The organism is Streptomyces sp. col6, from assembly GCF_008042035.1.
Taxonomy (GTDB): Bacteria; Actinomycetota; Actinomycetes; order Streptomycetales; family Streptomycetaceae; genus Streptomyces.
Genome location: NZ_RDBL01000006.1, coordinates 966,215 through 991,495, shown reverse-complemented (window position 1 = coordinate 991,495; position 25,281 = coordinate 966,215). Strand labels below are relative to the sequence as shown.

The 25,281-nt window shown below is 71.1% G+C and carries 24 protein-coding genes and 2 tRNA genes; 10 read left to right on the top strand and 16 right to left on the bottom strand.

The window, feature by feature from the left end:
- Positions 1-21 precede the first annotated feature (21 nt).
- The 4 genes from rsrA to EAO73_RS08600 all read right to left on the bottom strand — a co-directional run bounded on the left by rsrA (position 22) and on the right by EAO73_RS08600 (position 2,796).
- Positions 22-342 (bottom strand): mycothiol system anti-sigma-R factor, encoded by a 321-nt coding sequence (rsrA, locus tag EAO73_RS08615; RefSeq protein ID WP_147970805.1) that lies wholly within the window; start codon positions 340-342, stop codon positions 22-24.
- Positions 339-995, bottom strand: a complete 657-nt coding sequence (locus tag EAO73_RS08610; RefSeq protein WP_191133971.1) for a sigma-70 family RNA polymerase sigma factor — start codon at positions 993-995, stop codon at positions 339-341. The genes rsrA and EAO73_RS08610 overlap by 4 nt, the downstream gene beginning before the upstream one ends.
- Positions 996-1,279: 284 nt before the next feature.
- Positions 1,280-1,930, bottom strand: coding sequence for an alpha/beta family hydrolase (locus tag EAO73_RS08605; RefSeq protein ID WP_147970803.1), 651 nt, complete (start codon positions 1,928-1,930; stop codon positions 1,280-1,282).
- Between the two features lie 50 nt (positions 1,931-1,980).
- Positions 1,981-2,796, bottom strand: coding sequence for an SOS response-associated peptidase (locus tag EAO73_RS08600; RefSeq protein WP_147970802.1), 816 nt, complete (start codon positions 2,794-2,796; stop codon positions 1,981-1,983).
- 65 nt (positions 2,797-2,861) lie between these two features.
- Between EAO73_RS08600 and EAO73_RS08595 the strand changes: the two genes are divergently transcribed.
- From EAO73_RS08595 to EAO73_RS08570, 6 genes are all read left to right on the top strand, one after another.
- Positions 2,862-3,575: a M50 family metallopeptidase gene (locus EAO73_RS08595; protein ID WP_147970801.1), complete on the top strand. Its 714-nt coding sequence runs from the start codon at positions 2,862-2,864 to the stop codon at positions 3,573-3,575.
- Between the two features lie 37 nt (positions 3,576-3,612).
- Positions 3,613-4,962, top strand: a complete 1,350-nt coding sequence (aroA, locus tag EAO73_RS08590) for a 3-phosphoshikimate 1-carboxyvinyltransferase (RefSeq protein WP_147970800.1) — start codon at positions 3,613-3,615, stop codon at positions 4,960-4,962.
- A gap of 3 nt (positions 4,963-4,965) precedes the next feature.
- Positions 4,966-5,982 (top strand): ribosome small subunit-dependent GTPase A, encoded by a 1,017-nt coding sequence (gene rsgA, locus EAO73_RS08585; protein WP_147970799.1) that lies wholly within the window; start codon positions 4,966-4,968, stop codon positions 5,980-5,982.
- Positions 5,983-6,120: 138 nt separating this feature from the next.
- The gene (locus tag EAO73_RS08580) at positions 6,121-6,444 is read left to right on the top strand and encodes a DMT family transporter (protein ID WP_147970798.1); all 324 of its coding nucleotides are present in this window, start codon (positions 6,121-6,123) and stop codon (positions 6,442-6,444) included.
- A gap of 53 nt (positions 6,445-6,497) precedes the next feature.
- On the top strand, positions 6,498-7,298 hold the full coding sequence (hisN, locus tag EAO73_RS08575) for a histidinol-phosphatase (RefSeq protein ID WP_147970797.1): 801 nt from the start codon (positions 6,498-6,500) through the stop codon (positions 7,296-7,298).
- 185 nt (positions 7,299-7,483) lie between these two features.
- Positions 7,484-7,885 carry a cyclic nucleotide-binding/CBS domain-containing protein gene (locus EAO73_RS08570; RefSeq protein ID WP_147970796.1) on the top strand — a complete coding sequence of 134 codons (402 nt, stop codon included), beginning with the start codon at positions 7,484-7,486 and terminating at the stop codon, positions 7,883-7,885.
- Positions 7,886-7,951: 66 nt separating this feature from the next.
- On the opposite strand, the gene EAO73_RS08565 is transcribed toward EAO73_RS08570, so the two are convergent.
- Positions 7,952-9,403, bottom strand: coding sequence for a catalase (locus tag EAO73_RS08565; RefSeq protein ID WP_147970795.1), 1,452 nt, complete (start codon positions 9,401-9,403; stop codon positions 7,952-7,954).
- A gap of 176 nt (positions 9,404-9,579) precedes the next feature.
- On the opposite strand from EAO73_RS08565, the gene EAO73_RS08560 reads away from it, so the two are divergent.
- A complete protein-coding gene (locus EAO73_RS08560) occupies positions 9,580-9,999 on the top strand; it encodes a Fur family transcriptional regulator (RefSeq protein WP_147970794.1) in 420 nt (139 codons plus the stop codon).
- 100 nt (positions 10,000-10,099) lie between these two features.
- Here the strand turns inward: EAO73_RS08560 and EAO73_RS08555 are convergent.
- The 4 genes from EAO73_RS08555 to EAO73_RS08530 all read right to left on the bottom strand — a co-directional run bounded on the left by EAO73_RS08555 (position 10,100) and on the right by EAO73_RS08530 (position 15,898).
- Positions 10,100-10,173: transfer RNA gene (locus EAO73_RS08555), tRNA-Met, on the bottom strand.
- Between the two features lie 208 nt (positions 10,174-10,381).
- Positions 10,382-12,505 (bottom strand): tetratricopeptide repeat protein, encoded by a 2,124-nt coding sequence (locus EAO73_RS08540; protein ID WP_224756212.1) that lies wholly within the window; start codon positions 12,503-12,505, stop codon positions 10,382-10,384.
- Between the two features lie 291 nt (positions 12,506-12,796).
- Positions 12,797-12,870: transfer RNA gene (locus EAO73_RS08535), tRNA-Met, on the bottom strand.
- 52 nt (positions 12,871-12,922) lie between these two features.
- Positions 12,923-15,898: a UPF0182 family protein gene (locus tag EAO73_RS08530; RefSeq protein ID WP_191134020.1), complete on the bottom strand. Its 2,976-nt coding sequence runs from the start codon at positions 15,896-15,898 to the stop codon at positions 12,923-12,925.
- A 128-nt stretch (positions 15,899-16,026) separates the two neighbouring features.
- On the opposite strand from EAO73_RS08530, the gene EAO73_RS08525 reads away from it, so the two are divergent.
- The gene (locus EAO73_RS08525; protein ID WP_263576297.1) at positions 16,027-16,593 is read left to right on the top strand and encodes a PPA1309 family protein; all 567 of its coding nucleotides are present in this window, start codon (positions 16,027-16,029) and stop codon (positions 16,591-16,593) included.
- 26 nt (positions 16,594-16,619) lie between these two features.
- On the opposite strand, the gene EAO73_RS08520 is transcribed toward EAO73_RS08525, so the two are convergent.
- From EAO73_RS08520 to EAO73_RS08505, 4 genes are all read right to left on the bottom strand, one after another.
- Positions 16,620-17,708, bottom strand: coding sequence for a PDZ domain-containing protein (locus EAO73_RS08520; protein WP_147970792.1), 1,089 nt, complete (start codon positions 17,706-17,708; stop codon positions 16,620-16,622).
- Positions 17,709-17,802: 94 nt separating this feature from the next.
- The gene (locus EAO73_RS08515) at positions 17,803-17,991 is read right to left on the bottom strand and encodes a hypothetical protein (RefSeq protein ID WP_147970791.1); all 189 of its coding nucleotides are present in this window, start codon (positions 17,989-17,991) and stop codon (positions 17,803-17,805) included.
- A gap of 128 nt (positions 17,992-18,119) precedes the next feature.
- Positions 18,120-18,581 (bottom strand): molybdenum cofactor biosynthesis protein MoaE, encoded by a 462-nt coding sequence (locus EAO73_RS08510; RefSeq protein WP_147970790.1) that lies wholly within the window; start codon positions 18,579-18,581, stop codon positions 18,120-18,122.
- A gap of 126 nt (positions 18,582-18,707) precedes the next feature.
- Positions 18,708-19,850 (bottom strand): SDR family oxidoreductase, encoded by a 1,143-nt coding sequence (locus tag EAO73_RS08505; RefSeq protein WP_147970789.1) that lies wholly within the window; start codon positions 19,848-19,850, stop codon positions 18,708-18,710.
- A 190-nt stretch (positions 19,851-20,040) separates the two neighbouring features.
- Between EAO73_RS08505 and EAO73_RS08500 the strand changes: the two genes are divergently transcribed.
- Entirely contained in the window at positions 20,041-21,489 is a 1,449-nt protein-coding gene (locus EAO73_RS08500; RefSeq protein WP_147970788.1) for a zinc-dependent metalloprotease, read from the top strand.
- The gene (locus tag EAO73_RS08495) at positions 21,486-22,034 is read left to right on the top strand and encodes an NUDIX hydrolase (RefSeq protein WP_147970787.1); all 549 of its coding nucleotides are present in this window, start codon (positions 21,486-21,488) and stop codon (positions 22,032-22,034) included. The genes EAO73_RS08500 and EAO73_RS08495 overlap by 4 nt, the downstream gene beginning before the upstream one ends.
- A gap of 75 nt (positions 22,035-22,109) precedes the next feature.
- Here EAO73_RS08495 and EAO73_RS08490 read toward each other — a convergent pair whose 3' ends face one another.
- Genes EAO73_RS08490 through EAO73_RS08480 form a run of 3 tightly spaced genes read right to left on the bottom strand, consistent with a single transcriptional unit; the run spans position 22,110 to position 25,204 of the window.
- A complete protein-coding gene (locus EAO73_RS08490; RefSeq protein ID WP_147970786.1) occupies positions 22,110-22,865 on the bottom strand; it encodes an AIM24 family protein in 756 nt (251 codons plus the stop codon).
- A 21-nt stretch (positions 22,866-22,886) separates the two neighbouring features.
- Positions 22,887-23,567, bottom strand: a complete 681-nt coding sequence (locus EAO73_RS08485; protein WP_093706427.1) for an AIM24 family protein — start codon at positions 23,565-23,567, stop codon at positions 22,887-22,889.
- Between the two features lie 11 nt (positions 23,568-23,578).
- Positions 23,579-25,204: a TerD family protein gene (locus EAO73_RS08480; RefSeq protein ID WP_147970785.1), complete on the bottom strand. Its 1,626-nt coding sequence runs from the start codon at positions 25,202-25,204 to the stop codon at positions 23,579-23,581.
- Positions 25,205-25,281 lie beyond the last annotated feature (77 nt).

Below are 25,281 nucleotides of genomic sequence, written 5' to 3'. Positions count from 1 at the left end.
CCCTAGGGCCCTAGGGGCGGGTCATTCCTTGGCGGCGGTCGGCACCTCGGTGCCGGAGACCGTGACGTCCTGTTCCGGCACCGCCTGTCCCGAGCGGATGAGGTCGATGCGGCCCATCACCTTCGAGCGCAGGTCGGCCGGTACGTCGTCCTGACCGCAGCAGCGCTTGACCAGCTTCTTCACGGCCTTCTCCAGGCCGTACTTCTCCAGGCAGGGGGAACACTCGACGAAATGCGCCTCGAACTTGGTGCAGTCGCTGTCGGGCATCTCCCGGTCGAGAAACTCGTAGAGGTGATCGAGGACCTCTGCGCACTCCGTCTCGTGCGGCTCTCCGCAGCTCATGAGCCCGAGCCTTTCCGATCGTCCGACTCACCGGCGCCGGCGGGGACGAGCCCGCGGTCACGGGCGTAGTCCTCCAGCATGCCGCGCAGCTGACGGCGGCCCCGGTGCAGTCGGGACATCACCGTACCGATGGGAGTCCCCATGATGTCCGCGATCTCCTTGTAGGCAAAGCCCTCGACATCGGCGAGATAGACCGCGATGCGGAACTCCTCCGGGATCGCCTGCAGCGCGGACTTCACGTCCGAGTCGGGCAGGTGGTCGAGCGCCTGCGACTCGGCGGAGCGCAGCCCGGTCGACATGTGCGACTCGGCGCGGGCCAGCTGCCAGTCCTCGATCTCCTCGGCGGCGCTGCGCTGGGGTTCGCGCTGCTTCTTGCGGTACGAGTTGATGAAGGTGTTCGTGAGGATGCGGTACATCCACGCCTTGAGGTTGGTGCCCTCACGGAACTGATGGAAGGAGCCGTACGCCTTGGCATACGTCTCCTGGACCAGGTCCTCGGCGTCCGCGGGGTTGCGCGTCATGCGCAGGGCGGCCGAGTACATCTGGTCGAGGAAACCGAGGGCGTCGCGCTCGAAACGCGAGTTGCGCTCGGCCGTCGTCTCCTGCGGGCGGCCGTCGTCGGTCCCTGTGTCGGTCCCTGTGACCGGACCCACCTCCTCCAACGCTGGGGCGGAGCCGAAACCGGACCCGCTCGAATCGGAGAATAGTCGACCTTGGTCCGGCGCGGGCTGTCGATCCGTTCCGCCGAGTGAGCGCTCGGGAGTGGTCTTGGCCGCATGCAGGACCGTCCACTCCAGGTCAGCGGCGTCTGTGCGACGCGGGCAGATGGTCGAACCCATGCGACGGACTCCCTCTCCACTTACGACGTTGGCGTACCGATGTCCGGAACAACAGCGCCCCTGTGCCGGGCATTCCCGGGCCCCGCGCCCGTTCCGGTTCAGCCGATTCCGGCCAGCCACCCGGTGACCGATGTGGTGAGGATCTCCATCGCCCGCTCCTCGGTGAGCCCGGACTTCCTGGGTACGGCGAAGCCGTGGTCGCCGTACGGCACCTCGGTGATCCGGTAGTCGCCCGGCGGGAATTCGGCGGGCTTCCCGAAGGGGTCGTTGCCGCCCTGGACGACGAGGGTGGGCACTCCGGAGCCCAGCAGTTCGTCGGCGCGGGTCTTCTCGGGGCGCCCCGGCGGGTGCAGCGGGAAGCTGAGCGCGAGGACCGCCCGCGCGCCGAGCCCGGCGGCGGTGCGGCAGGCCACCCGGGCGCCGGCACTGCGCCCGCCGGCGACGACCGGGAGCCCGGAGGCGGCGAGGACCGGCCAGACTCCGCGCCAGCCGGTGTCCAGGGTCTTCGGGGCGGGCGCGAGCTTCTTGCCGGCGACCCGCCAGGGCTGCTCCACGAGTGCGACGCTCACCCCGTGCGCGGGCAGGGCGGCGCCGAGGGCCTTGAGGTCGCGGGCCTCGATGCCGCCGCCGGCGCCGTGGCCGAGGGCGAGCAGGAGGCGGGGGGCACAGGCCGCGAGCCAGGTGATCCGGGCGGTTCCGGCCTCGGTATCGACCGTTTCGGTGCGGGGTGTCACGGCGTCGGTGTTCACGGGCCCATCCAACCAACACCCGGTGTGCGGTACGCGGAGGGCGCGGGGGCTCAGAAGAGGGTGCTCACCTCGGGCTCGGCCAGCTCGTCCTTCAGCTCGGGGCCGTTGTTGCGGACGTTGCTGACGGCGGTCGCCACCGGGTAGGCGCGCATCAGGCCGGGCGGCGGCGGTGCGAGCAGGGCGCGCAGCTCCTCCGGGTCGGTGTGCGAGGGGTCCAGCCAGTCGTCCCAGCGGTCCGGGGTGAGCATCAGCGGCATCCGGGGGTGGATGTCGGCGAGCGAGGACGGCCCTTCGGCGGGGGCGACGGCGAGCGGGGTGGTCTCCGCCTCGGTGGTGATCACCGAGCACGTGACCCACCAGGCCTGCGGGTGGTCGTCGGGCAGGGTGCGGTCGCGCCAGAACTCGTACAGACCGGCCATGGCGAAGACCGACCCGTCGGCCGGGGTCACGAAGTAGGGCTGCTTGCGGGGGCGCTTGCGGCGGCCCTTCTCCTCCAGCTGCCGTTCCTCGGCGCCGGTCACCCACTCGTAATAGCCGTCGGCGGGCAGGATGCAGCGCCGGGAGAGGAAGGGGCGGCGGAAGGAGGGCTTCTCGTGCACGGTCTCGGCCCGCGCGTTGATCATCCGGGCGGCGCCCTCCGGGTTCTTGGCCCAGGACGGGACGAGACCCCATTTCAGTGCGCGCATCTGGCGAACCGGACGCTGGTCGTCCGCGTCTTTCACAGGACGTTCCAGTACGGCGTAGACCTCCTTGGTCGGCGCCACGTTGTAATCGGCCTCCAGCGTCTCGGCCGGTTCCCACTTCTCCACCTGGAAGAGTCCGGTCAGATCCTCGGGCCGCCGACTCGCTGCATACCGTCCGCACATAAGTGCCAGACTGCCACGACCGCCGTCCCGACCGGACCCCACTTCCGCAAGGAGCCGCCCACCTCATGGACAGCACCGATCTCGGCAACCTGTGGGACCGCGTCGTCGGCACCCAGCCCGCACCGGAGCAGTGGCTGGTGGTGGTGACCGCGACGGCGGCGCTCATCGCGGTCGTCCCCAACGTCATATGGCGGCTGTCCCGGAACACGATCACCATCGCCCACGAGGGCGGCCACGGGCTGGTCGCGCTGCTCACCGGCCGGCAGCTCTCGGGCATCCGGCTCCACTCGGACACCAGCGGGCTCACCGTGAGCCGGGGCAAGCCGACGGGTATCGGCATGGTCCTGACCGCCGCGGCGGGCTACACCGCGCCCTCGCTGCTGGGGCTCGGCGGCGCCTGGCTGCTGGTGGACGGCCGGATCACACTGCTGCTGTGGGTGGCCACGGCCCTGCTCGCGGCGATGCTGGTGATGATCCGCAACGTGTACGGGGCGCTGACGGTGATCCTCACCGGTTCGGTGTTCCTGCTGGTGTCGTGGCTGGCCTCGCCCGCCTGGCAGTCGCTGTTCGCGTACAGCGCGGTGTGGTTCCTGCTGCTGGGCGGGGTGCGCCCGGTCTTCGAGCTCCAGTCGAAGCGGCGGCACGGCGGGGCGCCGGACTCGGACGCGGACCAGCTGTCCCGGCTGACCGACGTCCCGGCGGCGCTGTGGCTGTTCCTCTTCCACGCGGTGTCGCTGTGCTCCCTGATCGGCGGCGGGCGCTGGCTGCTGGGGCTGTGACCGGGCTCACCCCGGGCCAAACCTCTAAAGTGAGCGCATGACCGAAAGCGCCGTGCACCCCGTCCTCTGGCCCGCCCCCGTCGCGAGCGGAGCCGTCGACGCGACCGTCACCGTGCCCGGTTCCAAGTCGGTCACCAACCGCGCGCTGGTGCTCGCCGCGCTCTCGTCGGAGCCGGGCTGGCTGCGCCGCCCGCTGCGCTCCCGCGACACCCTGCTGATGGCGGACGCGCTGCGCGCGATGGGCGTACGCATCGAGGAGACGGTCTCCTCCAGCTCCTCGGCGACCGGCGCGGCCGGCGGTCCGGAGCTCGCGGGCGAGGCCTGGCGGGTCATTCCCGCGCCCCTGCACGGCCCGGTCACCGTCGACGTCGGCAACGCCGGTACGGTCATGCGCTTCCTGCCCCCCGTCGCCGCGCTCGCCGACGGCCCCGTCCGCTTCGACGGCGACCCGCGCTCCTACGAGCGCCCGCTGACCGGGGTGATCGACGCCCTGCGGGTCCTCGGTGCCCGGATCGACGACGACTCCCGGGGCTCGCTGCCGATGACCGTGCACGGCGGCGGGGCGCTGGACGGCGGCCCGGTCGCGATCGACGCGTCCTCGTCCTCCCAGTTCGTCTCGGCGCTGCTGCTGTCCGCGCCGCGCTTCAACCAGGGGGTGGAGGTCCGCCACACCGGCGACCGGCTCCCCTCGATGCCGCACATCCGGATGACCGTCGACATGCTCCGGGCCGTCGGCGCGCAGGTGGACGAGCCGGAGACGGGCGGCGAGCCGAACGTGTGGCGGGTCTCCCCCTCCGCCCTCCTCGGCCGCGACCTGACCATCGAGCCGGACCTGTCCAACGCCCAGCCGTTCCTGGCGGCGGCGCTGGTCACCGGCGGCCGGGTGACCATCCCGGACTGGCCGCTGCGCACCACGCAGCCCGGTGACGCGCTGCGCCAGATCTTCACCGCGATGGGCGGCAGCTGCGAACTGACCGAGCACGGGCTGACCTTCACCGGCTCGGGCCGCATCCACGGCATCGACGTGGACCTCGGCGAGGTCGGCGAGCTGACCCCCGGCATCGCCGCCGTCGCGGCCCTGGCCGACTCCCCCTCCACGCTGAGCGGCGTCGCCCACCTCCGGCTGCACGAGACGGACCGGCTCGCCGCGCTCACCAAGGAGATCAACGAGCTCGGCGGCGATGTCACCGAGACCGCGGACGGCCTGCACATCCGCCCGCGCCCGCTGCACGGCGGTACCTTCCATACGTACGACGACCACCGGATGGCCACCGCGGGGTCGATCATCGGCCTTGCCGTCCCCGGAGTGGAGATCGAGAACGTGGCGACGACCGCCAAGACCCTGCCCGACTTCCCGCAGATGTGGACCGGAATGCTCGGGGCCTGAGACATGCGCCGCTACGGCAAGAACCCCGACGAGGACGACATCCGCGTCCGCCCCAACCGCAAGGGCAACCGCCCGCGCACCCACATCCGGCCCAAGCACGAGGACGCCGAGGACGGCATGGTCCTCACCGTGGACCGGGGCCGCCTCACCGTCCTCGTCGGTGACCGCACGATCGTCGCCATGAAGGCCCGCGAGCTGGGCCGCAAGGCCGCGGTGGTGGGCGACACGGTCTCCCTCGTCGGCGACCTGTCCGGCGACAAGGACACCCTCGCCCGGATCGTCCGCATCGGTGAGCGGCGCTCGGTGCTGCGCCGGACGGCGGACGACGACGACCCGTTCGAGCGGGTGGTCGTGGCCAACGCGGACCAGCTGGCGATCGTCACGGCGCTGGCCGATCCGGAACCCCGTCCGCGCATGATCGACCGCTGCCTGGTCGCCGCGTACGACGGGGGCCTCTCCCCCCTCCTGGTGCTGACCAAGTCCGACCTGGCGTCCCCGGACAAGCTGTTGAGCGCGTACACCCCGCTGGGGGTGCCGTTCGTCGTGACCAGCCGCGAGGAGCTGGAGAACGGGGACGCGGCCGACCGGGTCCGCGAACAGCTCAACGACCGGGTGACCGCCTTCGTCGGGCACTCGGGCGTCGGCAAGACCACGCTGGTCAACGCGCTGGTGCCGAAGGAGAAGCGGCGCACCACGGGGGTCGTCAACGCGGTCACCGGACGGGGCCGGCACACCACCACCTCGGCGCTCGCCCTGCCGCTGCCGGGCTACCGGGGCTGGGTGATCGACACCCCGGGCGTGCGCTCGTTCGGGCTGAACCACATCGACCCGTCGCGGGTCATCAACGCCTTCCCGGACCTCCAGCCCGGTACGGAGGAGTGCCCACGCGGCTGCACCCACGACAGCCACGAACCGGAATGCGCGCTCGACGCCTGGGTGGCGGCGGGGCACGCGGATCCGGCGCGGCTGGACTCGCTGCGCCGGCTGCTGTCCACCCGCAACCGGCGCGAGGGCGACTGACGGGTCATCGGCCCGGACGCCGTACGAACGCGCGGCGACCGGGCCGGGCACGTTTGCGATCACTCGGTTGCGGTAAGTGCATAATCACGCCCAGCGGCACCGGCTGGTGCAGGGCGACCAACGCGGAGGGTGCGGACGATGGCGTGGCTGCTGGTCGTGGTCGCGGGGCTCCTGGAGACCGGTTTCGCGGTCTGCCTGAAGCTCTCGCACGGCTTCAGCCGGCTCTGGCCGACCATCGCGTTCTGCGTCTTCGCGCTCGGCAGCTTCGGTCTGCTGACCCTGTCGCTGAAGAAACTCGACGTGGGGCCCGCGTACGCCGTGTGGACCGGCATCGGCGCTGCGGGCACGGCGATCTACGGCATGGTGTTCCTCGACGACGTGGTCTCCACGCTCAAGCTGGTGTCGATCTCGCTGGTGATCCTCGGCGTGATCGGGCTCCAGCTCTCCGGCTCCGCGCAGTAGCCGCCCCCGGGCCCGTGTGGTCCGGCTCACCGGCGGGTCGATACTGTGACGGCATGCCCGATTACCACGATGATCTGCGCCTGGCCCATGTACTGGCGGACGCCGCCGACGCGGTGACGATGGACCGGTTCAAGGCTCTGGACCTCAAGGTCGAGACCAAGCCGGACATGACGCCGGTGAGCGAGGCCGACAAGGCCGCCGAGGAGCTCATCCGGGGTCACCTCCAGCGGGCGCGCCCGCGCGACGCGATCCTGGGCGAGGAGTACGGGATCGAGGGCTCGGGGCCGCGGCGCTGGGTGATCGACCCGATCGACGGCACCAAGAACTACGTGCGGGGCGTGCCGGTCTGGGCGACGCTGATCTCGCTGATGGAGGCGGGCGAGGACGGCTTCCAGCCGGTCATGGGGGTGGTGTCGGCGCCCGCGCTGAACCGGCGCTGGTGGGCGGCGAAGGGCGCGGGGGCGTACACCGGCCGCAGTCTGACCTCCGCGACCCGGCTGCGGGTGTCCCAGGTGGAGCGGATCGCGGACGCCTCGTTCGCGTACTCCTCACTCACCGGCTGGGAGGAGCAGGGCCGGCTCGACGGGTTCATGGACCTGACGCGGGCCTGCTGGCGCACCCGGGGTTACGGCGACTTCTGGCCGTACATGATGGTCGCCGAGGGGTCGGTGGACATCTGCGCGGAGCCGGAGCTCTCGCTGTGGGACATGGCGGCGAACGCGATCATCGTCCAGGAGGCGGGGGGCAGGTTCACCAGTCTGGACGGTGTGGACGGGCCGGGCGGCGGGAACGGCGCGGCGTCGAACGGAGTGCTCCACCACGAGCTGCTGGGCTATCTGAACCAGCGTTACTGAGCGCGGTGCCGCCGGCCGGGCGGCGCAGGGGCGCCCGAGGGGCGTGCGGCATGTCCGCACGCCCCTTCGCCGATCCGCGCGACCCCTTGCCGTACCGCCGCATCGGTGCAACCCTGACACTTCCCCCACTTGTGAACTTGTGAATCGGCTCACGCAGCCGCTTCACCGAGGAGGTGGCTCTCTTCATGCTCGTCCGTGACGCCATGAGCACGATGGTCCTGACCATCGGCCCGGCCCATACCCTGCGCCAGGCCGCCCGGCTGATGGCGGCCCGCCGCATCGGCGCGGCCGTCGTGCACGACCCGGACACCTGCGGGCTCGGCATCCTCACCGAGCGCGACATCCTCAACGCCGTCGGATCGGGCCAGGACCCCGACACCGAGACCGCGTCCGCCCACACCACCACCGACGTCGTCTTCGCCGCGCCCGCCTGGACGCTCGAAGAGGCCGCGGCGGCCATGACCCACGGCGGCTTCCGCCATCTGATCGTGCTGGAAGACGACGGCCCGGTCGGCATCGTCTCGGTACGCGACATCATCCGCTGCTGGACCCCGTCCCCCCGCCGCCCGGCCGAACTGGTCGGCTGACCCGCCCCGCGCACACGACCGGCCCGGCCCCCGGGTGCGGGGCCGGGCCGGTACGACCGAGGGGACTCAGGCGCGCAGCGCCTGCACGGCCGCCTCCAGCCGCTTGCCGAAGTCCTCGTCGGCACGGCGGAAGTTCCCGATCGCGCGCTCGGCGATGGCGTCGCGCGAGACCTTGGCGATGAACCCGGAGAGGTTGTCGATCAGCCGGGCCTTCTCGTCCTCGGTCATCAGCCGGTAGAGGTTCCCGGCCTGCACGAAGTCGTCGTCCTCGGCGTGCCGGGGGGTCTCGTGGGTGCCCGTGGGCCCCGCGACGGGGGTGGGCTCCCACAGCGGCCGGCCCGTCTCGGCGGGACCGCCGAAGCTGTTCGGCTCGTAGTTCTTCGCACCCTGGTGGCGGCCGTCGTACAGGTAGCCGTCACGGCTGTTGGTCCGCGCCTCGGTGGCGTGCGGGCGGTTCACCGGCAGGTGGTCGGCGTTGATGCCGACGCGATAGCGGTGCGCGTCGCCGTACGCGAACAGGCGGCCCTGGAGCATCTTGTCCGGGGACGGCCCGATGCCGGGCACGAAGTGCGCCGGGCTGAAGACCGACTGCTCGACCTCGGCGAAGATGTTCTCCGGGTTCCGGTTCAGCTCCAGCCTGCCGATCTCGACCGGCGGGTAGTCCGCGTGCGGCCACACCTTGGTGAGGTCGAACGGGTTGAACCGGTACGTCGCCGCGTCGGCCGCCGGCATGATCTGCACCTGCACGCTCCACGACGGGAAGTCGCCGCGCTCGATGGACTCGCGCAGGTCCCGCTGGTGGCTGTCCGGGTCCACACCGGAGAGGCGGTTGGCCTCGTCGGTGGTGAGGGTCTTGATGCCCTGGTCGGTCTTGAAGTGGTACTTGACCCAGAAGACTTCGCCGGCCTCGTTGCTCCACTGGTAGGTGTGCGAGCCGAAGCCGTCCATGTGGCGGTACGAGGCGGGGATGCCCCGGTCGCCGAACAGCCAGGTCACCTGGTGGGTGGACTCGGGCGACAGACCCCAGAAGTCCCAGACGTTGTCCGCCTCCTGGGAGCCGGTGTACGGGTCGCGCTTCTGGGTGTGGATGAAGTCGGGAAACTTGATGGCGTCCCTGATGAAGAACACCGGGGTGTTGTTGCCGACGAGGTCGTAGTTGCCCTCCTCGGTGTAGAACTTCAGCGCGAAGCCGCGCGGGTCCCGTACGGCGTCGGCCGCACCGAGGTTGCCCGCGACGGTGGAGAAGCGCAGGAACGTCTCGGTCTGCTTGCCGACCTCGGAGAGGAACTTCGCCCGCGTCCACTGCGACACGTCACGGGTCACCGTGAACGTCCCGTACGCGCCGGCGCCGCGGGCGTGCACCACACGCTCCGGAATGCGCTCGCGGTTGAAGTGCGCCAGCTTCTCCAGCAGCGACTGGTCCTGCACCAGGACCGGGCCGCCCGGACCGGCGGTCTCGCTCTGCTGGTTGTCGGCGACCGGTGCGCCGGCCTCCGTGGTGAGCGGTCCCTGCGTCACGTGCGCCTCCTGCGTCGTTTCCGCACGTCATGCCTTCATGGCGTGCACGGCGTCCGACCTTCCTGTCCTCCGGTCGATGCCGTAAACGATCCTACATTGGACAAAGTCTAAGTCAAATGAACATCCAAAGTCGCACCTATTCAAGACATGGCTCGTGCGCTGCTAGAATGGCGCCCATGAGTGACCTGCTGGAACGACTTCGAGGACGCGGCTGGCGCATGACCGCGCAGCGGCGCGTCGTGGCCGAGGTCCTCGACGGCGACCACGTGCACCTGACGGCCGACGAGGTCCACGCACGCGCGGTGGCCAAGCTGCCCGAGATCTCCCGGGCCACCGTCTACAACACGCTGGGCGAGATGGTGAGCCTCGGCGAGGTCATCGAGGTCTCCACCGACCGCCGCGCCAAGCGCTACGACCCCAACGCACACCGCGCCCATCACCACCTGGTCTGCGCACGGTGCGGCGCCATCCGCGACGTGCACCCGTCGGGCGACCCGCTGGCGGACCTGCCGGCCGGTGAGCGTTTCGGCTTCACCATCTCCGGCGTCGAACTGACCTACCGGGGCATCTGCCCGGACTGCGCCACGGCGGCCTGAACGCCGAACCGCCCCTTCGGGGGCGGTTTCCGCATGTGGCACCACAGCCGGATACGACAGAGGGCCGGATCTTCGAAAAGATCCGGCCCTCTGTATTCAGTAGCGGGGACAGGATTTGAACCTGCGACCTCTGGGTTATGAGCCCAGCGAGCTACCGAGCTGCTCCACCCCGCGTCGTTGTGTTCACAACCCTACGGGACGGCCCGGACCAGCGCAAATTCATTACGGGCCCGCCGAAGCGGGCCGGCCCGGCGCACGGCGTCGCGCGTCCTACGCCGTCAGCTCCTGGTGCAGCGCCTCGCGCAGCCGCGCCGCGCGCTCCGCGACCTCCGCCGGCCCCAGCTCGACCGCGCGCGCACACCACCGCTGCCCCTCGGTCAGCTCACCGCGGCGCGCGGCGAGCAGGGCCAGCCGCAGCGCGGCCCGTCCGTGCCCGTCGGCGGCGGCGCGGGTCCACCACAGGGCGGCCTCGCGCTCGCTGCCCTCGCGGGCGAGGAGCAGGCCGAGGTTGAACGCGCCGTTGCGGCTGCCGGACTCGGCCGCCTCCCGGTACCAGCGGCCGGCGCTCTCCACGTCCCCGCGGGTCGCGGCGAGCATGCCGACGCGGACCTGGGCACGGCGGTGCCCCTGCTCGGCGGCCCGCTCGTACCACTCCTCGCACTCGGTCTTCTCCGGCAGCCGCAACGGCGCGTTCAACCTCGGCCTGCTCCTCGCCCGCGAGGGCAGCGAGCGCGAGGCCGTGGACCCGCGCCGCCGCCGACGGGCACGGACGGGCCGCGCTGCGGCTGGCCCTGCTCGCCGCGCGCCGCCGCGCCGCGGTGAGCTGACCGAGGGGCAGCGGTGGTGTGCGCGCGCCGGCAGCGGCCCGCCCGCCCTGGGCGAGCCGCTGCCGGAGAAGACCGAGTGCGAGGAGTGGTACGAGCGGGCCGGGCGGCGGTTGCCGTGCGTCGAGCAGCCCGGCCAGCCGGAAGGCGGCCTCCGCGCTGCCGCCGCCCGCCGCGCAGCGCAGATGCCGCTCGGCCTCCTGCTCCTCGCCGTGGTGCAGGAGCGCCATGCCGACCTGGAGCGCCGCCTCGGTGTGCCCGGCCGCCGCGGCCCGCTCGTACCAGAGCAGGGCCGTGCGGTCCTCGTCGCGGCCGGCGTAGAGGATGCCGAGGTTGAAGGCGGCGTCGACGCTGCCCGCCTCGGCCGCCTTGGAGAACCAGGGCTCGGCACCCGCCGGGTCGCCGGCCTGGAGCAGGAGCACGGCCAGCGCGTTGGCGGCCTCGCGGTGGCCCGCGTAGGCGGCGCGGCGGTACCACTGCTCGGCCTGGGCGGTGCGGTCCTGGGCGGCGCAGAGCAGCCCGAGGTTGTAGGCGCCGTTGACGTCGCCCGCGTCCATGGCCGCGCGGTACCACCGCTCGGCGGTCTGCTGCTCGCCCCGGGCCGCGTGCAGCGCGCCCAGGGCGTTCGCGGCGTTGCCGTCGCCGTCCTGGGCCGCGCGCAGCCACCACACGGCGGCACTCTCCCGGTCCCCCGCGTCGCGCAGCAGGAAGCCGAGCGCGCAGGCGGCCCGCGCCTCGCCGGCCTTGGCCGAGATGAGGTACCAGCGGCCGGCCTCCTTGAGCTCGCCGCGCTGTTCGAGGATGGCGCCGAGGTGCAGGGCGGCGCGCCGGTGTCCGCGCGCGGCGGCCTGCCGGTACCACTGCTCGGCCTCGCCGGTGCGCGAGGCGTCGGGGCCCGCGACGGGGCCGTCGCCCTTGGCGGTGCGGCGGGGCCCGGCGTGCTCCGCACCGGTGCGGGGGCCCAGGCCGGGGCGGCCGAACGCGTCGTGGGCGGCGTCGGCGGCGTTGCGTTCGAGCAGCCGGGCCAGCCGGTAGGCCGCCTCGCGGTGGCCCTGCTCGGCGGCGGCGCGCAGCCAGCGCTCGGCGCCGACGTCGCTGCGGTGCTCCAGGAGGTCGGCGAGGGCGTACGCGCCCAGCGCGTGGCCCTGCTCGGCGGACTGACGCAGCCAGTACTCGGCGGCGGGCTCGTCCCCGCGCTCGCGGAAGTGGCGGCCCAGGGCGTGCGCGGCGGCGGCGGAGCCGGCCACGGCGGCGGTCCGCCACCAGCCGGCCGCCTCGTCGGGGTAGCCGCGCTGGTGCAGCAGAACGCCCAGGTTGTTGGCGGCGGCCCGGTCCCCGTCGGCGGTGGCGCCGCGCAGGTAGGGCTCGGCGCCCGCGAGGTCACCGCGGCGCAGGAGCAGCGCGCCGAGCACGCTCATCGAGGCGGTGTCTCCGGCGTCGGCGGCGCGACGGTGGCGGGCCTCGCTCTCGGCGCTGTCCGCGCTCGCCGCGGTCTCCGCCCCCTCGGCGTTCTCCACGCCGTCGGCGGATTCGATGGTCTCTGCGGTCTCGGCGGTCGCGGCACTCTCCGCGTTCTCGAAGATCTCGGTGGTCTCGGAAGGCTGGGCGGTCTCGGAGGGCTGGGGGCTCTCGATGGTGTCTTTGTACTGCGCGGCGGCAGCGGCAAACACCACATCCGCCATCTTTTCCGCCGGATGGACGTGACCCCGCGCAAACCGCCCTGTCTTCAACAGAGTTGCCCTGTCCCCCATAAATACCATCGTCGCACCACCTGTAACCCGCGTACACCTGGTATATCGCGGTCAGTGAGGTCACTACAGCGTTTTGTCGACATGCCCACAGAGAGACAAGTCAAACACGTCCCCGGCCAACTCGTGCCCCCCGAACCGCACTTCACGCCCACCTCGCGAGAAAGTCGCCACGGCACGACGAAGGCCCGGATCCCCTGGAGGATCCGGGCCTTCGTCTTTCAGTAGCGGGGACAGGATTTGAACCTGCGACCTCTGGGTTATGAGCCCAGCGAGCTACCGAGCTGCTCCACCCCGCGTCGTTGTGTTCAAACCGTATCACGACGCGGGGGTGGAGCTTTACCGGGTTACTCAGCCCCCGCCCTCATCGCTCGCTTTGTCCGTAGCACCGGCCTTGTCGGCCTTGTCTTCCTTGTCGCCGCTGTCGGTCTTCTTGCCGCCACCGTCGGCCTTGCCGTCGTCGGCGGCCTTGGACTGGGCGGCGGCCGCCCGCTCCAGAGCGTCCTGGAGATCGGTCTGCGCCTTGCCGTAGGCAGCCCAGTCCTGCTTCTTCAGGGCCGCCTCGCCTTCGTCGTACGCCTTCTGCGCGTCGGCGATGGCCTTCTTGAGCGCGGCGTCACCGGTGGCCGGCGGCTGACTGGTGTCCGGCGGCTCCGTCGTGTCGCCCGGTGGCTCGCTCGTATCCGAACCCTCGGCCCCGAAGACGGCGTTGAGTGCCTCACCGAGACTGTTCTCGAAAACGATCTTCGAGCCGTACGAGGCGGCGACCTTGCGCAGCAGCGGATAGTTCTGCGTGCCACCGCGCGTGTAGACCGGCTCGATGTAGAGGAAGCCCCCTTCGAGCGGCACGGTCAGCAGGTTGCCGTACTCGATGTCGGAGTCGGTGCCCTTGAGGTTTCTCACGAACTCGGCGACGTCGTCGTTGCCGTTGAGCTCACTCTGTACCTGGCCGGGGCCCTTCACCGCGCCGGTGACTCTCAGGAGTCTTATCGTCCCGTAGTCCTTGCTGGCCGCGTCGGCGTCCACCGCCATGAACGCCCCGAGGTCGGGCCGTCCCTTCGGGGTGAACGTCGTGGTCAGCGAGAACTTCTGGGCCGTCTGTCCCGGCATCTTTATGCTCAGGTAGTACGGCGGGACGGAGCCGGACTCCTTGTTGGTCGGGTCGTCCGGGACCTGCCAGGCGTCACTGCCGCTGTAGAACTGGGCGGGGCTCGTGACGTGGTAACGGGTCAGCAGCTCGCGCTGCACCTTGAACAGGTCCTGCGGGTAGCGCAGGTGGTCCATCAGGTCCTGCGGGATGTCCGCCCGGGGCTTCACGGTCCCGGGGAACGCCTTGCGCCAGGTCTTGAGGACCGGGTCCTTGGTGTCCCACTCGTACAGCGTGACCGTGCCGTCGTACGCGTCGACGGTGGCCTTCACCGAGTTGCGGATGTAGTTGACCTGGTTCTGCTGGGCGACGACCGCGCGCTGGTTGGTGGTCAGCGAGTCGGCCGTGGTGTCACCGAGCGTGGTCCGCGAGGCGTACGGGTAGCCGTTGGTCGTCGTGTAGGCGTCGACGACCCACTGGATCCGCTTGTTCACCACGGCCGGGTAGGCGTCGCCGTCGATGGTGAGCCAGGGGGCCACCGCCTCGACGCGCTCCTTGGGCGTGCGGTTGTAGAGGATCCGCGAACCGTCGCCGATGGCGCCCGAGTACAGGATCTGCGGCTCGCTGAACGCCACGGCGTACGCGGCGCGGTTGAACGCGTTGGAGAGGCTGACCCCGCTCTTGCCCTTGTAGCTGGTGGTCTTCTCGCCGTCCTCCTCGTAGTCGAGCTCCTTCTGGGGCCCGCCGACGATGGAGTACTGCTCGGTCTTCTCGCCGTAGTAGATCTCCTGCTGGTACGTGCCCAGGTCGCCGGTGGTCGGCAGTCCGGACTCCGTGAAGTCGGGAGATCCCTTCGGGTTCTTGCCGGTCGTGGTCCCCCGGGCGGCAATGGCGCCGTAGCCGTGGGTGTAGGTGAAGTGGTCGTTGATCCAGTTGCGCTTGGGGATGCCCTGGATGTTGAGCTCGCGCAGACCGATGACCGTGTCCTGCTCCTTGCCGGAGGCGTCCTCGTACCGGTCGACGTCCAGCGTCTTGGGGAACTGGTAGTAGTTCCTCTTCTGCTGGAGCTGCTGGAAGGCCGGCGAGACGACGTTGGGGTCCATCACGCGGTAGCTCGCCGCGTCGTTGGCCGCCGCCCGGAGCTTGGCGTCGTCGTCCTCGGTGGACTTGCCGGTGTAGTCCGAGACCTGCGCGTCGTCGATGTCGTAGGCGTCGCGCGTGGCCTCGATGTTCTTCCGGATGAACGGGGCTTCCTTGGCCTGCTCGTTCGGCTGGACCTGGAACTTCTGCACGATCGCCGGGTAGAGACCGCCGATCAGGATGGCCGAGAGGACCATGAGTCCGAAGCCGATGACCGGCAGCTGCCAGGTGCGCCGCCACAGCGTCGCGAAGAACAGCACGGCGCAGATCGCGGCGATGCAGAACAGGATCGTCTTCGCCGGGAGGTAGGCGTTGGCGTCGACGTACCGCAGACCCGTCCAGTTGTCCGTGGCCTTGAAGTCACTGGACTTCACCGCCAGTCCGTAGCGGTCCAGCCAGTACGCCACCGCCTTCAGCGTGACGAAGACGCCGAGCAGCACCGACAGGTGGCCGGTGGCCGCACCCGTCGCACGCGCGCCGGGGCTCGTGACGCGCAGCCCGCCGTACAGGTAGTGCGTCAGCGCGGCGGCGATCAGGGAGAGCACCGTCGCCGCGAAGCCGAAGCCCAGCAGGAAGCGGTACCAGGGCAGGTCGAAGGCGTAGAAGGACACGTCCAGATGGAACTGGGGGTCCTTCTGGCCGAACGACACGCCGTTCACGTACATCAGCCAGGTGCGCCACTGACCCGAGGCGGAGGCGCCGGCGATCAGACCGACCAGCGCGGTGACCGCGAGCAGCACCCACTTCTTGTACGGGGCGAGGCTCATCCGGTAGCGGTCCAGGCTCTGCTGCTCCAGCGACATCGCGCTCAGCGGCGGCCGGAGCCGGTGCGCGAGCCAGATGTTCAGACCGACGGCCACGGCCATCAGCAGTCCGAAGACGAGGAACAGTCCGATCTTGGTCCACAGAGTGGTGGTGAAGACGGACGAATACGCGACCGACCTGTACCAGAGCCAGTCCGTCCAGAACCCGGCGAACATGACGAACGCCATGGCGAGAATCGCCAGGACGCCGAGTGTCATGAGCAGGGTTCGGGCGCGCCGGGACGGGCGGCCGACTCTGATCCGTGGCCCGGTCGGGCCTCCGCCGCGGTCCGGCATCTGGAAAGCCAACGTGCGCACCTCGAAGTTCGCGGGTCGTGTGGAGCGGGCCCAGCGATCGTAGAGCCCATCCCTTCAACTTACTGATGCTTTACCTAGTTCCCGTTCCCGGGGCGGAAGGAGGCAGGATGTTGTCCATGTCCAACGTTTCCCCCTCAGGCCCCCCGATGGCCGCGAGCCCGCTCACCGTCGCGGTGCTCGAAATCGACGAGTACGTCTCCACCCTCGGCTGGGACCAGCCCGCCCGGCTCTTCGCCCTGGTCGACACGGCGCGGCTGCGGGCCCAGGAGCCCGGTCTCGCCTCCCAGCTCGGCCTCGACGACGGTGCGAAGGGTGCCGCGCTGACCCCGGTCGAGCAGGAGGAGCTGCCGGCCGGCACGGCGCTGGACGAGTTCCTCGCCACGATCGCCTGGCCCGACGCGGTCGTCGGCTGCGCGATGACGGTGGAGCGGCTGATGCTGCCGCCGTCCGCCGAGGCGTCCGTGCCGGACGGGCTCGACGACAAGCGGCTCACCAAGTGGGTCGCCCAGCACCCGGACCGGCAGGAGGTGCGGATGACGGTGGCCGTCCTGCGGGACGGGGCGCGCGAGTCGGCCGTACGCCTGCGGGAGAAGGACTCGGCGAGCGAGGTGCTGACCGGTGCCGGTCTGGTCCCGGGTCTGGCCGAGGCGCTGGCCGCCACCTTCGAGTCCTGACCCGCCCGCTCCGCCCGGGGGTGCGGTCAGCCTGCCGAGCAGCTCGGCAGCCCGGCCGTGTCCCCCGTGCGGAGCTTCTCCAGCGACTTCCTGGCGTCGTCGATGGTCTTGACGCGGATCAGGGTGAGCCCGTCGGGGGTGTCGGAGGCGGCGGCCGAGCAGTTGTCGTCGGGCGTGAGGAAGTAGCGGGCGCCGGCTTCGCGGGCGCCGACCAGCTTCATGGTGATCCCGCCGATGGGGCCGACCTTGCCGGCGTCGTCGATGGTGCCGGTGCCGGCGATGAACTTGCCGCCCGTCAGCTTCCCCGGGGTCAGCTTGTCGACGATGCCCAGGGAGAACATCAGCCCCGCGCTCGGACCGCCCACGTCGGCCAGCTTGATGTCGATGTCGAACGGGAAGGTGTGGTCCGTCCCCGCCTGGATGCCGACGATCGCGCGGTCGTCCTTGGGAGCCTTCACGGTGGTGAGGGTGACCTTCTCGGTGCCCTTCGGCTCCTTGCCGGCCTTCTCCGCCGCCGCGGCGGTCTTGGCCGGGACGACCGTGAAGGTGACCTTCTCGCCGGGCTTGTGCCGGGTGACGAGCTTCGCGACGTCCTCGGGCTTCTCGACCGCGGTGCCGTCGACGTTCTTGATGATGTCGCCCGCGTGCAGCCTGCCCTGGGAGGGGCTGTCCTTGACGACGGTGGAGACCACGACGTGCGAGGTGACGGGGATGTTCAGTTCCTCGAGCGCCGCGACCTTGGCACTCTCCTGCGACTGGCTGAACTCCTCGGCGTTCTCCTGCGTCGACTGCTCCTCCGTCTTGCCGTCCGGGTAGAGGGTGTCGTGCGGTACGACGACGCTGTCGTGGCCCAGCCATCCGGCGACGGCCTCGACGAGGTTCATGTTGTAGTCGGCGCCGGTCACCCGGACCGTGGTCATGTTGAGGTTGCCGGACGTCTTGTACGTCTTGTGGCCGGTGATCCGCAGGACGGGCTCGCCCTCGACGTCGCCGAGCGTGTTCACGGTCGGGCCGGGAGACATCTCCGAGTACGGCACTTTGATCAGCACGCCTGCGCAGAGCAGCGCGATCAGGATCAGCGTGGAGGCGAGCATCGTCGCGGTGCGGCGTGGCATGGAACGACAGTACGGGAAGGGTCTGTCCGTGCACCGTCGGGGCCGGTCCGTACGGGGGCCGGGGCGGGTGCGCCGAGGGCGGCGGGACGCGGCCTCAGGCGTTCGATATCTGCTCGACCGGCTCGGGATCGGAGTGCGACTTCTCCATGGCTTCGCGGAACCGCGCGTACCCGGCGAGTTCGGTGACGTCGCCGGTCGTGCGGTTGCGGGCGGCCCAGCTTCCCCATATCGCCGCGCCGAACGCGGCGAAAAGCGGAATCAACAACCAGGCGAGCGCTGCCATGTCGACCTCCCTACCCCCTGAGCGGTCACAGCTGACCGATCAGCAGATTAACCATCCGGAAAAACAACGCTCGTGGCAGGGGTGCGGTTACGCAAATCGGGGCGGATGACCGCCGTTCCGGTTCGCGGTCAGCAGGCTCCGACCCATTCCTCCGTGCCGTCCGAGAAGCGCTGGTGCTTCCAGATCGGAACCTCGTGCTTGAGGTCGTCGATGAGCTTGCGGCAGGCCGCGAAGGCCTCCGCGCGGTGGGGGCAGGAGACCGCCACGACCACGGCGAGATCGCCCACCCGCAGTTCACCCACCCGGTGGACGGCGGCCAGCGCCCGGACCGGGAAGTCGGCGACGACCTTCTCCGCCACCCGGCGCAGCTCGTCACCGGCCGAGGGATGGCACGAGTAGCCGAGGCCGTCGACGTCCTGCCCGCCGTCGTGGTCGCGCACGGCGCCGACGAAGAGCACGGTGCCGCCCGCGGCGTCGTCGCCGACCGCCCGGAAGACCTCGTCCACCGACAGCGGCGTGTCACGGATGTCCAGCAGCCGGATCGGGTCCTGCGCCGTCTGCTCGCCGGGGTGGTCGTACGTGAGTGCCATGACTCCCATCGTGCCGTACCGCGCCGACAGGACGGAATTGCCGATTCACCCGGCGGGGCGCGCCGCGCCTTGGAGCCTCCTACAGCCGCAGGCCGCCCGCCCGGGTCCCGGCAGCCGCGTGGGCGCTCAGATGCGGCGGCGGGCCTTGCGGGCGCGGCGCACCAGGGCTGCGGTGCCGAGGAGGGCGACGGTCGCGCCGGCGGCACCGGCCGCGGTGGCGTCCTTTCGGCCGAGCCGGCGGCCCGCGACGGTGTGGCGTCCCTCCACCTCCTCCAGGAGCGCGGCGAGCACCTCCTCGTTGGTCCAGCCCGGACGCCAGCCCGCGTCGTGCAGCCGGCTCACGCTGACCACCCAGGGGTGCATCGTGTAGGCCAGGTCGCCCGCGGGCGAGGGGGTCAGACCGATCCGGTGCAGCCGGGCGGCGGCGCCGAGGGCGACCGCGGAGGGCAGCTCCATCCGGCGCACCCCGCTCAGCTCCTCGACCTCCTCCTGTTCCAGCCAGCCGTCGCAGCCGACCGCGAACTCCCCGTCGATCTTCTCCAGCGCCGCGTACTCCAGCGCCGTGACCAGGTCCTCGACGTGGCAGAACTGCCAGGCGGGCCGGGAACCGGCGACCACGAGCAGCCGGGGCGACTCGAAGTAGCGGGTCAGCGCGGTGTCCGTGCCGCCGACGAGCACGGCGGGGCGTACGACGGTGACCTGGAGCCCGGGGTGGGCGCGCGGGGCGCGGCGGCCCAGCCGTTCGATCTCCAGCAGGTCGCCGACGCCGGTGGCCTCGGCGGTGGCCCGCAGCTCGGCGTCCTCGGCGAGCGGCAGGTCGTTGTCGGGCAGCGCCCCGTAGACCATGGCGGAGGTGCACAGGACGACGCGGTGGACGCCGGCGGCCGCGGCGGCGGTCAGCACGGTCTGGGTGCCGCGCACGTTGTAGGCGGTGCGCGCGGCGGGATCGGTCTCCAGGTCGAGGTCGAGCGCCAGGTGGACCACGACGTCGGCACCGCGCAGCTTCTCGGCGATGGCGGGATCGCGGACGTCGAGGAGGTGCCAGGTCGCGTCGGAGACCTCGCCCCGGCGCTCGTCGATGGCGATGACCTGCTTGATCTCCTCGGAGACCGCGAGACGGGCGGTGAGCAGCTCACCGACGCCCGTCGCGGCTCCGGTGACGGCCACGACGGGGCCGCGGCCTCTGGGGCGGCCGGGGACGGACTTGTTCTCGGGGGACGGGTCGGCCAGGTTTCGCGCTGCGCGAACCTGCGGATCTGGGGAACTCACCGGGCGTCTCCAGCGGTTGTCTTCAGTACGTACCCGCGTGACACGTACGTACCAGGTGGCGTCCATCCTGCCGCAGGGCCGGGGCGGGCGGAGCACTGAGGCCCTGAGCGGACTTGGTGTCTACGCTGGATGGTGATGTCGGGCAGTCGCCGTCGGTTCCCACCGGCGGCCCTACGAGCCGAGGAAACCCGTGAGTGACACCCCATTCGGATTCGGCCTTCCGCCGGAGGAGCCGGACGACGGCGACCAGGGCAAGAAGAACGACCCCACCGGAGGTGGGCAGGGTTCGGGCGGTCCGGCGAACCCGTTCGGCTTCGGCCCCGGTGCGGGCGGTGACAACCCCTTCGCCGCCATGTTCGGCTCGATGAACCCGAACGACCTGGGCGCCGCGTTCCAGCAGCTGGGCCAGATGCTGAGCTACGAGGGCGGTCCCGTGAACTGGGACATGGCCAAGCAGATCGCCCGCCAGACGGTGTCGCAGGGCACCCCGGACGGCTCCAAGGACGCAAGCGTGGGCCCGGCCGAGCGCTCGGCGGTCGACGAGGCGCTGCGCCTGGCCGACCTCTGGCTGGACGGGGTGACGTCGATGCCCTCCGGCGCCATCTCCAGCGTGGCGTGGAGCCGCGCGGAGTGGGTCGAGGCGACGCTGCCCGCGTGGCAGCAGCTGGTGGACCCGGTCGCCGAGCGCGTCGGCCTCGCCATGGGCGATGTGCTGCCCGAGGAGATGCAGGCGATGGCGGGCCCGCTGATCGGCATGATGCGGTCGATGGGCGGCGCCATGTTCGGCCAGCAGATCGGGCAGGCCGTCGGTGTGCTGGCGGGCGAGGTGGTCGGCTCGACCGACATCGGCCTTCCGCTGGGCCCGGCGGGTCGCGCCGCGCTCCTCCCGCTGAACGTGGAGCGGTTCGGCAAGGACCTGAGCGTCCCGCAGGACGAGGTGCGGCTGTACCTGGCCCTGCGCGAGGCCGCCCACCAGCGGCTCTTCGCCCATGTGCCGTGGCTCCGCTCGCACCTCTTCGGTGCCGTCGAGGGCTACGCGCGCGGCATCAAGGTCGACACCAGCAAGCTGGAGGATGTGGTCGGCCAGTTCGACCCCTCGCAGCCCGAGCAGCTGCAGGAGGCCCTTCAGCAGGGCATGTTCCAGCCGGAGGAGACCCCGGAGCAGAAGGCGGCCCTGGCCCGCCTGGAGACGGCCCTCGCGCTGGTCGAGGGCTGGGTGGACGCGGTGGTGCACGCGGCTGCGAAGTCCCGGCTGACCTCGGCCGACGCGCTGCGCGAGACGATGCGCAGGCGGCGTGCCTCCGGCGGACCCGCGGAGCAGACGTTCGCCACGCTGATCGGTCTCCAGCTGCGTCCGCGCCGGCTGCGGGACGCCTCGCGGCTGTGGGCCTCGCTCACGGACGCGCGCGGGCTCGAAGGACGCGACGCGCTGTGGGAGCACCCCGACATGCTCCCGACCGCTCACGACCTGGACGACCCGGACGGCTTCGTCCACCACGAGCAGCTGGACTTCTCCGAGCTGGACAAGATGCTCGGCGAGGCGGCGAACGGCCCGCAGAAGCCGGCGCCCGGCGCGGAGAGCGCGGACGACGGCGATACCGAGGACAAGGGCGACGGCAAGGACGACACCGACAAGTGAGCCTGCACGACGACGCCGTCCACGTGCTGAAGGGTTACGGGGCGGGGGCCGGCTCCGCCCAGGAGGAGCTGCGCGACACGTATCTGGAGCACCTGGCGCGCCACCCGGACGGCATGTGGAAGTCCTGCGGGGCCGGGCATCTGACGGCGAGCGCCCTGGTGGTGGACCCGGAGCGCGGGCGGGTGCTGCTCACGCTGCACCGGAAGCTGCGGATGTGGCTGCAGATGGGCGGCCACTGCGAGCCCGGTGACGCCTCGCTGGCGGCCGCCGCGCTGCGGGAGGCGACGGAGGAGTCCGGTATTCCCGGGCTGACGCTGCCGGCGGGCGGGCCGGTGGTCCTGGACCGCCACGCGATTCCCGCGCCGTGCCACTGGCACCTGGACGTCCAGTACGCGGCGCTGGCACCGTCGGGCGCGACGGAGAGCATCAGCGAGGAGTCCCTCGACCTGCGCTGGTTCACGTACGACGAGGTGGCCGGGGTCGCCGACGCCTCGGTGATCCGGCTGGTGGAGCGTACGCGCGCGGCGCTCGACGGCGGCCGGTAGCCGCCCGTACGAGCGCAGCGGTAAGGGGCGGCCTCCTGAGAGGCCGCCCCTTACCGTTTGCCGTCGCTGTGTGGCTCAGTTCCAGGCGTTGTTCTGGTTCTGGCTGTGCGCGCCGTGCTGACCCATGCCGTACTGGGCGGCGAGGCCCTGTCCGATCTGGGCGTTCTGCGGCGGCATCAGCTCGCTCGGCTGCACCAGGGCGAAGCCCTGCCCGAGGAAGCTGAGCTCCCAGCCCTCACCGGTGTTGCCACGCCGGCGGAAAACGCCCGAGGAGTGCGTCTGGGCCTGCATCTGCACCCGCAGCGAGGTGGACCAGGCGACGATGGCGTCGGCGTCGGCGCTGACGTACTTGTCGGGCGTGACCTGCATCATCAGCGGCTGGCCGGAGGTCATCAGGGCGACCTTGCCGGTGCCGGAGATGTTGAGCTGGTACTTGCCGGTGCCCGAGATGCCGTACTGGCTGTCCACGGCGATGACCTCGGTGTGCAGCGAGGAGTCGAGCGCCAGGACGTAGGAGCTGTCCACCGTCAGGCCGTCGCGGTCGACGTCCACGACATGGATGTACTGCGCCAGGTTGGCGAGGTAGACCGTGCCCTGCCCGGAGCAGCGCATCAGGTCCAGGCCCTCACCGGTGTGGGCGCGGGCGCGGCGCTGGCTGTTCGACTGGTACTCGCCGTCGAACTCCATCAGCCCCTGGTAGGCGACCATGGCGCCCTTGCGGGCGAGGACGTCGTCGTGGCCGGTCAGCGCGACCCGCAGGAGCTGCGGGTTCTGGATGGTGTAGCGCTCCTGGGACTGCTGTTCCGTGAGGCCGAAAAGCGAACTCTGCATGATGTGTTTTCTCCCTCCCCGTCAGTGCCGGACGCGCAGCCGGTCGGTGCTGTCCTCGCTCGGCTGGACGACGACGATCCCCTGACCGGAGAAGGCCATCTGGAACGCCTCGCCGCTGCCCCGCCCGATGAGCGAGGACGCCTTGAAGCTGCGCTTGCCCTTCACCTTGAGGTTCGGGGACCAGGCGACGAGCGCGTCCGGGTCGACGTACGTCTCGTCCTCGCCACGCCCGCAGTCCACGACGATCGGCGTGCCGCGCGAGGTGATCGCGACCCAGCCGGTGCCGGAGATGCAGACGTTCCACAGGCCCTGGCCCGCGAACTTGGCCAGGCCCTTGACCCGCTCGACGCCCCAGGTGAGGTGGCCGTCGAAGGCGAGGACGTTGGTGCCGTTGACCGAGAGGGAGTCGTTGTTGAGGTTGACGACGACGACGTCGGCGCCGTAGTCGGCGAGGTAGAGCAGTCCGTCGCCGGTGCACTTCATCAGGGGCGCGCCCTCGCCGGTGATCCACTGCGAGGCGATCTGGCGGACGGCGGGCGGGTTGGGCTCGTACTGGATGAAGCCCTCGTACGCGACCATCGAGCCGGTGCGCGCGTAGAGGTCCTGGCCGGTCGCCATGGCGACCTTCAGCATGGAATGGCCGTGGTTCTCCATCCGTGCCGTGACGGGTGTCGGGGCGTAGCCCGCGAGTTGCTGGTTCATGACGGGCTCCCTCAGACCTCGTAGGGCTGGACGACGATGAAGTTGCCGGGCGCACCCCGGAACTGCAGGTTCACGGTCTCCCCGCTGTGTCCGGGGTAGGCGTTGCGGCGCAGCCGGACCTGGCTGGAGATGATCACCTGGGACGCGGACGACCACGCGACGACGGCGTTGCAGTCGGCGAAGGTGGTCGGGGTGACCGGCAGGACGACCGGGACACCGTGCGTCTTGACGACGATGGTGCCGGTGCCCTGGAACTGCATGGTGAACAGGGCGCCGCCGGGGATGCCGTGGCCCTCGATCCGGCGGACCTCGTACTGGAGCGACTCGTCGAAGGCGAGCACGTTCTCCGCGGAGACGCAGATGCCGTCGCCCTGCAGTTCGATGGAGTGCAGATGGGAGGCTTCCTCGGCGAGGAAGACCTGTCCCCGGCCGGTACAGCGCATCAGCTGCATCTCCTGGCCGGTGGCGTTGCCCACCATGCGGCCGGCGAAACCCGCGCCCTTGTAGCCGAAGTCGACCTTGCCCTGGTACATCACCATGCTGCCCTGCCGGGCCAGCACGCCCGTGCCGCCCATGGTCAGGTCGACGCGCATGAGCTGCTGGTTCTGCGGGGTCCAGCGCTGGCCGGTCGCGGTCTCCTTGTACGGCTGGAGCGCGGCCTGCAGCCCTGCGCCGGCGGCCTGCGGAGCACCGCCGGGCATGCCTCCGCCCACCGGCGGCATGCCGGGGGGCTGCTGGCCGTACGGGGACGGCGCCTGCTGTCCGTAGGGCGCGGGCGCCTGGCCCGGCACCTGACCGAACTGGGGCTGCTGGGGCTGCTGCCCGAACTGCGGCTGCTGGCCCGGCTGCCCGTACGGGGCCGGGGCGGGCGGCGGAGGCACGGTGCCGCCCGGCGGGGTCATCGGGGCGACGATCGTCGGCGCGGCGTGCATCTGCTGCTGCGGCGTGGGCGCCGGCGCGGGGGCGGGCGGCGGGGTCCCGAAGGACGGCGTGGGCTGCGGCGCCTGGGGAGCCTGCGGTGCGGCCGGGGCGCCGAACGACGGGGCCGCCTGGGCGGGCGGCGCGAACGACGGGGCTCCGGTCTGCTGCGGCGCGGCGGCCGGCGTCTCCTCGGCGACCTCGCCGCCGAAGTTCTTCAGCAGCGCCTCCAGGCCTCCGTCGAAGCCCTGGCCCACCGCGGCGAAGCGCCAGACGTCCTTCAGATAGAAGTCGCCCAGCATGACCGCGCGCTCGGTGCTGAACTCCGAGCCGTTGAACGCGTACCTGACGACTTCCTCGCCGCCCGCGACGATCCGGATGTACCCGGGCCCGACCTGCGACATCTGTCCGGCACCGTCCACCGTCGCGGTGAAGGAGAGCTTGTGGATGTTCGCCGGAATGCGGTCCAGGGTGACGCGGAACGACTCGGAGTCACCGGCCTGGGCACCGAGGAGCTGAATGGACTCCTCGGGAGATTTCGGCTGATTGAAGAAGATGAAATAACGGTCGTCGGAGAGCTGCTCATTGGCATCGAGCCCGAAGCAGCTGATGTCAAAGCTCAGCCCCGGGCCGGCGATCTGCACACCTACGTACAGGTCCGTCCCCGGCGTGAGATCGCTGATCTTGGCCTTGTGGCCGCGTTGGAATTCCCTGGCCATGCGTAACGACCGTCCCCCATCCGGAAGGTGAATGCGTCGCGTCAGGCTATCCGCAAACTCCGGCATTGAGCGAAGCC